Origin of the sequence: Amycolatopsis sp. NPDC051061 (assembly GCF_040682935.1) — a bacterium.
Classification (GTDB): Bacteria; Actinomycetota; Actinomycetes; order Mycobacteriales; family Pseudonocardiaceae; genus Amycolatopsis.
In genome coordinates, this window is record NZ_JBFBBZ010000003.1 from 362590 (window position 1) to 371329 (window position 8740).

Annotated in this window: 8 protein-coding genes; 5 read left to right on the forward strand and 3 right to left on the reverse strand. The window is 72.1% G+C overall.

What is annotated here, in order from left to right; translation table 11 throughout:
* Positions 1 to 37 precede the first annotated feature (37 nt).
* A complete protein-coding gene (gene arc, locus AB0N03_RS06385) occupies positions 38 to 1840 on the reverse strand; it encodes a proteasome ATPase (protein ID WP_155544114.1) in 1803 nt (600 codons plus the stop codon).
* A gap of 364 nt (positions 1841 to 2204) precedes the next feature.
* Here arc and AB0N03_RS06390 point away from each other — a divergent pair, with 364 nt between their 5' ends.
* Both AB0N03_RS06390 and AB0N03_RS06395 read left to right on the forward strand, forming a co-directional pair.
* The gene (locus AB0N03_RS06390; protein WP_364366257.1) at positions 2205 to 3074 is read left to right on the forward strand and encodes a hypothetical protein; all 870 of its coding nucleotides are present in this window, start codon (positions 2205 to 2207) and stop codon (positions 3072 to 3074) included.
* Between the two features lie 13 nt (positions 3075 to 3087).
* Positions 3088 to 3537 carry a hypothetical protein gene (locus AB0N03_RS06395; RefSeq protein WP_364366259.1) on the forward strand — a complete coding sequence of 150 codons (450 nt, stop codon included), beginning with the start codon at positions 3088 to 3090 and terminating at the stop codon, positions 3535 to 3537.
* 57 nt (positions 3538 to 3594) lie between these two features.
* Here the strand turns inward: AB0N03_RS06395 and AB0N03_RS06400 are convergent, their stop codons facing one another.
* On the reverse strand, positions 3595 to 4425 hold the full coding sequence (locus AB0N03_RS06400) for a tRNA (adenine-N1)-methyltransferase (RefSeq protein ID WP_360687284.1): 831 nt from the start codon (positions 4423 to 4425) through the stop codon (positions 3595 to 3597).
* Between the two features lie 62 nt (positions 4426 to 4487).
* Positions 4488 to 5639: a site-2 protease family protein gene (locus tag AB0N03_RS06405; protein ID WP_364366261.1), complete on the reverse strand. Its 1152-nt coding sequence runs from the start codon at positions 5637 to 5639 to the stop codon at positions 4488 to 4490.
* Positions 5640 to 5966: 327 nt separating this feature from the next.
* Between AB0N03_RS06405 and AB0N03_RS06410 the strand changes: the two genes are divergently transcribed.
* The 3 genes from AB0N03_RS06410 to AB0N03_RS06420 all read left to right on the forward strand — a co-directional run bounded on the left by AB0N03_RS06410 (position 5967) and on the right by AB0N03_RS06420 (position 8657).
* Entirely contained in the window at positions 5967 to 6866 is a 900-nt protein-coding gene (locus AB0N03_RS06410; protein ID WP_364366263.1) for a RecB family exonuclease, read from the forward strand.
* Positions 6866 to 7657: a thioesterase family protein gene (locus AB0N03_RS06415; RefSeq protein ID WP_364366265.1), complete on the forward strand. Its 792-nt coding sequence runs from the start codon at positions 6866 to 6868 to the stop codon at positions 7655 to 7657. Before AB0N03_RS06410 ends, AB0N03_RS06415 begins: the two co-directional genes overlap by 1 nt.
* Positions 7658 to 7721: 64 nt before the next feature.
* On the forward strand, positions 7722 to 8657 hold the full coding sequence (locus AB0N03_RS06420; RefSeq protein WP_364366267.1) for a ParA family protein: 936 nt from the start codon (positions 7722 to 7724) through the stop codon (positions 8655 to 8657).
* Positions 8658 to 8740 lie beyond the last annotated feature (83 nt).

Below are 8740 nucleotides of genomic sequence, written 5' to 3' on the forward strand. Positions count from 1 at the left end.
CGGTCGCCGAAGCGGCCGCCCCATCGAGCACTCGGACTTACAGGTACTGACCGGTGTTCGTGGCGGTGTCTATCGCCCGCCCCGAGTCCTGGTTCTTGCCGGTGACGAGCGTGCGGATGTAGACGATCCGCTCGCCCTTCTTGCCGGAGATCCGGGCCCAGTCGTCCGGGTTGGTGGTGTTGGGCAGGTCCTCGTTCTCCGCGAACTCGTCGACGATCGCGTCGAGCAGGTGCTGCACGCGGAGACCCGGCTGCTGGGTCTCCAGCACCGACTTGATCGCCGACTTCTTCGCCCGGTCCACGATGTTCTGGATCATCGCACCCGAGTTGAAATCGCGGAAGTACAGGACTTCCTTGTCCCCGTTGGCGTAGGTCACCTCGAGGAACCGGTTCTCGTCGCTCTCCTCGTACATCCGCTCGACCGTGTGCTGGATCATCGCGTCGAACGTCGCCTTGGCGTCGCCGCCGAACTCGGCGAGGTCATCGGCGTGGATCGGCAGGCCTTCGGCCAGGTACTTGGAGAAGATGTCCTTCGCGCCTTCGGCGTCCGGACGCTCGATCTTGATCTTGACGTCGAGCCGGCCCGGCCGCAGGATCGCCGGGTCGATCATGTCCTCGCGGTTGGAGGCGCCGATGACGATGACGTTCTCCAGGCCTTCGACACCGTCGATCTCCGACAGCAGCTGGGGCACGATCGTGGTTTCCACATCGGACGAAACGCCCGATCCACGGGTCCGGAAGATCGAGTCCATCTCGTCGAAGAACACGATCACCGGGGTGCCCTCGGAGGCCTTCTCCCGCGCCCGCTGGAAGATCAGGCGGATGTGCCGCTCGGTCTCCCCGACGAACTTGTTGAGCAGCTCGGGACCCTTGATGTTCAGGAAGTAGGACTTCCCGTCCTCGTTGTCGCCCCGCGCCGCGGCCACCTTCTTGGCCAGCGAGTTCGCGACCGCCTTGGCGATGAGCGTCTTGCCGCAGCCCGGCGGGCCGTAGAGCAGGACGCCCTTGGGCGGGCGCAGCTGGTACTCCTGGTACAGGTCGGCGTGCAGGAACGGCAGTTCCACCGCGTCCCGGATCTGCTCGATCTGCCGGGTGAGGCCACCGATGTCCTCGTAGCGGACGTCGGGCACCTCCTCCAGCACCAGATCCTCGACCTCCGCCTTCGGCACGCGCTCGTACGCGTAGCCGGCCTTGGAGTCGACCAGGAGCGAGTCGCCCGGTTTGAGCGGCTGCTCGGCCAGCAGGTCGGAGAGCAGGACCACCCGCTCCTCGTCCGCGTGCCCGACCACCAGCGCGCGAAGGCTGCCGCCCTCTACGTCGGCGGCGAGCACCTCACGCAAGGCACACACCTCGCCGGTGCGTTCGAAGCCGCCGGCCTCGACCACGGTGAGCGCCTCGTTGAGCCGCAGCGCCTGGCCGCGGCGCAACGACGAGAGCTCGACCGCGGGCGATACCGACACCCGCATCTTCCGGCCGGCCGTGAAGACGTCCACCGTGTTGTCCTCGTACGCCTCGACGAAGACGCCGTACCCGGACGGTGGCTGGGCCAGCCGGTCGACTTCCTCACGCAGCGCGAGGAGCTGTCCTCGTGCTTCACGCAGGGTTTCGACCAGTTTGGTGTTGCGTTCGGTGAGCTGGCTCACCCTTTCCGAGGCCTCGGCGAGCCGCTGCTCGAGCACTCGGTTCTGCCGTGGCGAGTCGGTCAGTTTGCGGCGCAGCAGCGCCACTTCCTCCTCGAGAAAACGGATCTGCCGAGCCTGCTCGTCCGCCGTCGTCCCAGCTCCGGATGTTGCTGAAGGGTCGGCCTCCTCGCGCCGACCTCCGGGAAGGTCATGATGCATCGGGCACCTCCTCGGAGTGCTTTTCATTCCACGGTACCGGCGATCACCGACAAGAAAAGGCCTTTCCGGATCACAAGATCGGCGCGTCGCGGTTTCCTCGCCTGGTCCAGCACGGACATTCCCGCAGCGCAAGCGGCCATTTCGGTGCCGTGGCCCCGGCGCGTCGCGGTCCCTTCCGGGCCAAGACGAACCAAGCACGGCGGGAGTACCCGCTCCCTGAACGGCCCAACCCCGCCCGCGGATGACGATTCGGGCGAGTTCCGCCCTAACCGCGCGGGGCCCCCGCCCGATGGCTAGCATCGGGCCGACGTCGGCCGTCTCGGGGCCGGAGTCACCGTCGAAGGAACGCGAGGGGGCACCACCCATGACCTACCCGCCGCAGCAACCGGGCGGCTACGGGCAGCAGCCCGGCGGCTACGGGCAGCAGCCCGGGCCGTACGGCCAGCAGCCCGGCGGCTACCCCCAGAGCGGCCCGCAGCCCCAGCCGGGCTACGGCGGCACCCAGCAGTTCGGCCGGCCCGACCCCTACGGTCAGCCGCAGCAGGGCGGTTACCCGCCCCAGACGGGCCCTCAGCCCCAGCAGGGCTACCCGCAGTACGGGCAGCAGGACCCGTACGGGCAGCAGGACCAGTGGGGCCAGCAGCCGCCGAACCAAGGCGGTTACGACCCTTACGGGGGCGGCGGCTTCGGTGACGCTCCCCCGCCTGAGAAAAAAAAGACCGGGCTCATCATCGGCATCGCGGCCGCCGCGGTGATCCTCGTCGGCGGCGGCGTGACCTGGTTCGTCCTGGCCAACGGGGACGACAACAACACCGCCGCACCGCCCGCCAGCAGCAGCTCGGCGGCCCCCACGTCCGCGCCGAAGCCGTCGACGCCGAAGAGCAAGACCTCTTCGCCGACGAGCCCGTCGACGAAGAGCAGCAAGCCCGCCGGCGGCCCCGCCCCCGCGGGCAAGGGCAGCTCGCAGGAGCTGTTCGACACGACGATCGCCGCCTACAACGCGGGCGACGAGAAGGCGCTGGCCGACACCATCTGCCGGAGCGTCTTCGAGGGCACCACGGGCGACATCCCGAAGGTCACGGTCAAGCTGACCGCCTCGCCGCAGGACACCGGGGACAAGTCCACCGTGCGCTACTCGGCCACGGACGGCAGCAAGACCAAGGTCGGCACGATGTCGGCCCAGAAGGAATCCGGCCTGTGGTGCCTGTCCAACGTGAAGGCGGACGGCTCGTGAGCCCGCGCCGGCGGTGAACCGCGCGCTCGCCGCCGGGCTCGTGCTGCTCGGCGTGGCCGGTGCGGGCGCGGTGCTGGGACTGCTGCTCGTCGCGCCGTCCGGCTCCCCGCCCGCGCCCTCGACCCCGGCGGCTCCGCCGACTCGCGCGTCGACGTCCGCCGTGCCCTCGGCGGTCGACACGGCCGCGGTGACCGTGCTGGCCCGCGCGATCGTCGACGCGATCTCCCACCACGATTCCGCGGCGTTCGGCAAGCTGACCTGCCGCCCCCAGAGCGCGGAGGCCCTCGCGGGGCTGCAACGGACGTGGGACGCGGCCGGCCCGGTGACGGCGACCCTGAAGGAGCCGCCGGAGGTCCGCGGCGAGTCCGCGACGGCGAAGGTGCACGTCGAGGCCGCGGGCGGGACGAAGGACACGCCCTTCCCGCTGCACAAGGAGTCCGGCCGCTGGTGCGTTCCGGGCTAGTCCGTCCATGCCCCCGCCGCCACCCTCAACGGAGGCGCTCCGCGCCACTCCGCCGATTCAGCCCTTGCCCTTGGCGGGCCGGCGCGACACGCGCGGGGAGACGGTTCCGTCCGCGAGCCGCCGGGCGGTGAGCAGGAACGCCGTGTGCGCGACCATCCGGTGGTCCGGGCGCACCGCCAGGCCCACCACGTGCCACGGCCGCATCAGCGTTTCCCACGATTCGGGCTCGGTCCAGCACTGCTGCTCGCGCAGGGACTCCGTGACGCGCGAAAGCTGCGTCACGGTCGCGACGTAGACCGTCAGCACGCCGCCCGGGACCAGGTGGGCCGCGACGTTCGGCAGCTGGTCCCACGGGGCCAGCATGTCCAGCACGACCCGGTCGACCTCGCCCTCGTGCGAGGCCAGGTCCGCCACCGTCAGCGACCAGTTCGCCGGCTTCTCGCCGAAGAACTTCACGACGTTGTGCTCGGCGTGCACCGCGTGGTCGTCGCGGATCTCGTAGGACTGCACGCTCCCGGCCGGGCCGACCGCGCGCAGCAGCGAGCACGTCAGCGCCCCCGAGCCCGCGCCCGCCTCGAGCACGCGGGCGCCCGGGAAGATGTCGCCCCACATCACGATCTGCGCGGCGTCCTTCGGGTAGATCACCTGCGCGCCGCGCGGCATCGAGAGCACGTAGTCCGGCAGCAGCGGGCGCAGCGCGAGGTAGGTCGACCCGCCCGCGGACGTCACCACCGAGCCCTCGGGCCTGCCGATCAGGTCGTCGTGGGCGAGCCCGCCGCGGTGGGTGTGGTACTCCCCGCCGTCGGCCAGCGTCAAGGTGTAGTGCCGCCCCTTCGAGTCGGTCAACTGCACCCGATCACCCGCGCGAAACGGTCCGCTGACCGACAACACTTCCTCCAGTACCCCGAATGGCCGACGACAGATCTTCGCAGGCCGCCCGGGCCCGTACCTCAGCGGGTACGGCGGTTCAGCGCGGCGCGCAGATCGTCCCGGCGCAGCACGCCCGCCGGGCGGCCTTCGTCGTCGACCACCAGGAACTGCCACGCCGGGGTCTCGCGGACGCGCTCGACGACGTCCTCCCCCGGTTCCGAAGCCAGCAGCACCGTCTCGGCCCGGATCGGCTCGGCCGCGAGCTCGGCCGGCGCGTGCGGCGACGTGCCCGCCAGCCGCTCCGCCGCGCCCGTGTCGAGCAGGCCGGCGGCGACGCCGTCGGCGCGGACCAGCACCACGCCCCGGCCGGCCGACGCGGCCAGCGCGTCCGACACCGGGCTCTCGGCGGGCAGCTGCAGCACCGGCCGGACGAGCTCGGCGAGGTCCAGCCCTTCGGGCCAGGTGCGGCGCGCTTCGGCGGCCAGCTCCGAGCGGGCGCCGAGGATCACGAACCACGCCGTGACGACGCAGACGCCGAGGCGCAGCCACCGGTCCGGGCTCCCGGTCGCCAGGCCCCACAGCGCCCACACGAGCAGCCCCGCGGCCACGACGGCGCCGCCGGCCACCGCGGCGCGCGTGCCCTTCGCGCGGATCCCCGTCGCCGCCCAGACGCCCGCGCGGACCAGCCGGCCGCCGTCCAGGGGCAGGCCGGGCAGCAGGTTGAACACGCCGACGGCGAGGTTCGCCACCGCGCACTCGGCCACCAGCATCCAGACCGCGCCGTCGGGTGGGACGGCGAACATCAGCAGGCCGCAGAACCCGCCCAGCAGCAACGACACCGCCGGCCCGGCCGCGGCGACCAGGCCTTCGTGGACCGGCCGCTTCGGCGTGCGGGCCACTTCGGACAGGCCGCCGAGCAGGAAGAGGCGCAGCCGCCGCACCGGGATCCCCAGCCGCAGCGCGGCCAGGCAGTGCCCGAGCTCGTGGGCCAGCACCGAGAGGCCCAGCAGCAGCGCGAACGCGCCGGCCAGCAGCCACGACGTCAGCGTCGAGGCGTCCGGGAGCAGCCGCCCGACCAGCGGCGCGTAGAGCACGACGACGACCAGCGAGCCGACCCACCAGGACGGCGCCAGCAGCACGGGCACGCCGGCGACCCGGAACAGCACGAGGCCGCCGTCCGAGAGGACGGCCTGCCGGGTGCCCCCGGTGCCCTGCTCACTGGTCGCGGCCATGCGGGAGAGCCTAGAGCCCCCGGTGTGGGTACCGGGTGATCCGGTCCGGGTGGTGTCGCGCACGGCCGCCACCCGGACCGGATCAGCCGACACGCGTACCCAGGTGGACGACTCGCGTACCCAGAAGGTCGGCTCACGTACCCAGAAGGTCGGCTCACGTACCTGGAGGGTCGGCTCACCTGCCGGGCCGAGCCGACCCTCCGGGTACGCGAGCCGACTGTCCGGGTACGCGAGCCGACCTGCCGGGTACGGGGTTGTCCGGACCTGTCGGGTCTGGCGGGCGTTGCGGTCGCCGGAACTGTCGTACCCCGGCGTTACGCTCTGCCCATGCCCGACGCCGACACCGTCACCACGGAACCCCCAGCCTCCGCCGTCGCCACGCAGGTGCGGCGGCGGCCCGCGTTGTCGCCGTCGAGGGCCAGCGACTTCAAGCAGTGCCCGCTGCTCTACCGGTTCCGCGCGGTCGACCGGCTGCCGGAGGTCCCGACCAAGGCCCAGCTGCGCGGCACGCTCGTCCACTCGGTGCTGGAGCGGCTCTTCGCGCTGCCGGCCGCCGAGCGCGTGCCCGCACAGGCGCGGGAGCTGCTCGGTCCGGCGTGGACCCAGCTGTCCGAAGACCGTCCGGAGTGGACCGAGCTGTTCGACGGCGAAAAGCCCGACGACCACGCCGACTGGTTGCGGTCGGCGGAAAAGCTGCTCGACGCCTACTTCGAGCTGGAGGACCCGCGGCGGCTCGAGCCGGAGGCGTGCGAGCTGCACGTCGAGATCGAGCTCGGCTCCGGCGTCCTCCTGCGCGGCTACATCGACCGCGTCGACGTCGCGCCGACGGGCGAGATCCGGGTCGTCGACTACAAGACCGGCGCCGCACCGCGCGAAATCGGCGAGGCCAAGGCGATGTTCCAGATGAAGTTCTACGCCGTGGTGCTGTGGCGGCTGCGCGGGATCGTGCCGCGCCAGCTGAAGCTGATGTACCTCACCGACGGCCAGTCCCTCGCCTACGCCCCGGACGAAGCCGAGCTGCTCCGCTTCGAACGCACGCTGGAAGCCATCTGGCAGGCCATCCTCAAGGCGGGCAAGACCGGCGACTTCCGGGCGAACAAGAGCAAGCTGTGCAACTGGTGCGACCACCAGGCGCACTGCCCCGAGTACGGCGGCACGCCACCCGCCTACCCCGGCTGGCCGGAACCCGACGCGGGCGACGAGACGCCGCTGGACCGGGCCGACTGATGGCCGACGCCTTCTACGTCCCGCGCGGCGAGGGCCGGTTCTCGGCGACAGCCCACACGGCCGGCCCCTGGTCGTCCGACTCGCAGCACTTCGGGCCGCCCTCGGCGTTGCTGGTCCGGGCCCTCGAAAACGTCGAACCGGCGCACCCGGCGGAGCTCGCGCGGGTCACCGTGGAGATCCTCGGCCCGGCCCCGGTCGCCGAGCTCACCGTGCGGGCCCGGATCGAACGGCCCGGCCGGTCGGTCGAGCTGCTGCAGGCCGAACTGGCGAGCGCGGACCGCGTGGTGGCGCGGGCTTCGGCGTGGCGCATCGCGACGTCCGACACGGCCGAGGTCGCCACGGACGGCGGGCCGCTGATGCCCGCGCCGGACAGCGTCACGGAGTCGCCGTGGCCCGAAGGCTGGCAGGCCGGCTACCTCGACGCGGTGGAGTGGCGCGCGGTGCGCGGCGGCATGGACGTGCCCGGCCCGGCCGCCGTCTGGGCCCGCCAGCGCGTCCCGCTGGTCGACGGCGAGGAGCCGAGCGGGCTGCAGCGGCTGTTCGCCGTCGCCGACTCCGGCAACGGCGTGTCGAACTACCTCGACCCGCGCCAGTGGTGGTTCATCAATTCCGAGCTGACCGTGCACCTGCGGCGGCCGCCGTCGGGCGAGTGGATCGGCCTGGACGCGGTCACGCTGGTCGGCAAGCACGGCGTCGGCACGGCGACGAGCATCCTGCACGACGGCGACGGCCCGGTGGCCACCGGCGCGCAGGCGCTGATGGTGCGATCGCGACAGGCCGGGGGCGGATAGCCACCCACAACGGGCCCGCATCCAATAACCTTCGCGGAACGACCGACTTGAGGAGCGCTCCGGCATGCAGATCACCTCGGTGGTCAACCAGAAAGGCGGGGTCGGCAAGACCTCACTGAGCGTCGGCACCGCGGCGGCGCTGGCCGAGCAGGGCCGGCGGGTGCTGCTGGTCGACCTCGACCCGCAGGGCCACGCGACGACCGAGATGCTCGGGTTGGCCGAGGTGCCCGCGGACCGGCCCAGCCTGGCGAAAGCGCTGGCCAAGACGTGGAAGGGCGCGATCGAGGAGCTGATCGTCCCGCACCCGCGCAGCAACCTCGGCAAGGGCGGCGCCCTCGACGTCGTGCCGACGTCGCCGGGGATGTTCGACCTGATCCGGCGGCTCGACTCGTTCCGCGTGCCCGGCTGGCAGCTGGCGCGGGTCATCCAGTTCGCCAACTACGACCACTGCGTCATCGACTGCCCGCCGGCGCTGGACGTGCTGACGAACAACGCGCTGGCGGCGTCGCACGGCATCCTGGTCCCCGTCCAGCCGGACAAGACGAGCATCCGCGCGCTGCGGCTGCTCGCCGACCAGGTCCGGTACGTGGAGCAGACGGTCGGGCGGCAGCCGCTGTCGTGGTTCGGCCTCGTGCCGAGCCTCTACCGGCGGCCGATCTCGCACTACGCGGCCGCGGCGCTGCAGGAGATGTACGAGTTCGGCATCCCGATGCTCTCGCACCTGCCGCTGGGCGTGGTGATGAACGAGGCGGCGGCGCACGGCGTCCCGGTGACGACGTACGCCCCGGAGACGCTGCAGGCGCTGTCGTTCCGCGAGATCGCGACCACGCTGGACAGCTACCTGGAGCAGAACCAAGCGCCGGCGGTCGTGCCCGCCGACGAGGAGTTCGTCTTCGAGGACTTCATCTCCGAGGTGGCGGTGGCCCGCAACGTCAACGACAACGGCGTCCGCAAGGGGCTCTACGACCTGCTGCCGAAGAAGCCCCACCGCCCTCGCTGAGCAGTCTGCCGCGGCCGGGGGGGGGGGGGGTTGGGGGGGGGGGGGGTTGGTGGGGGGGGGAGAGGGGGGGGGGGCGCCCGGGC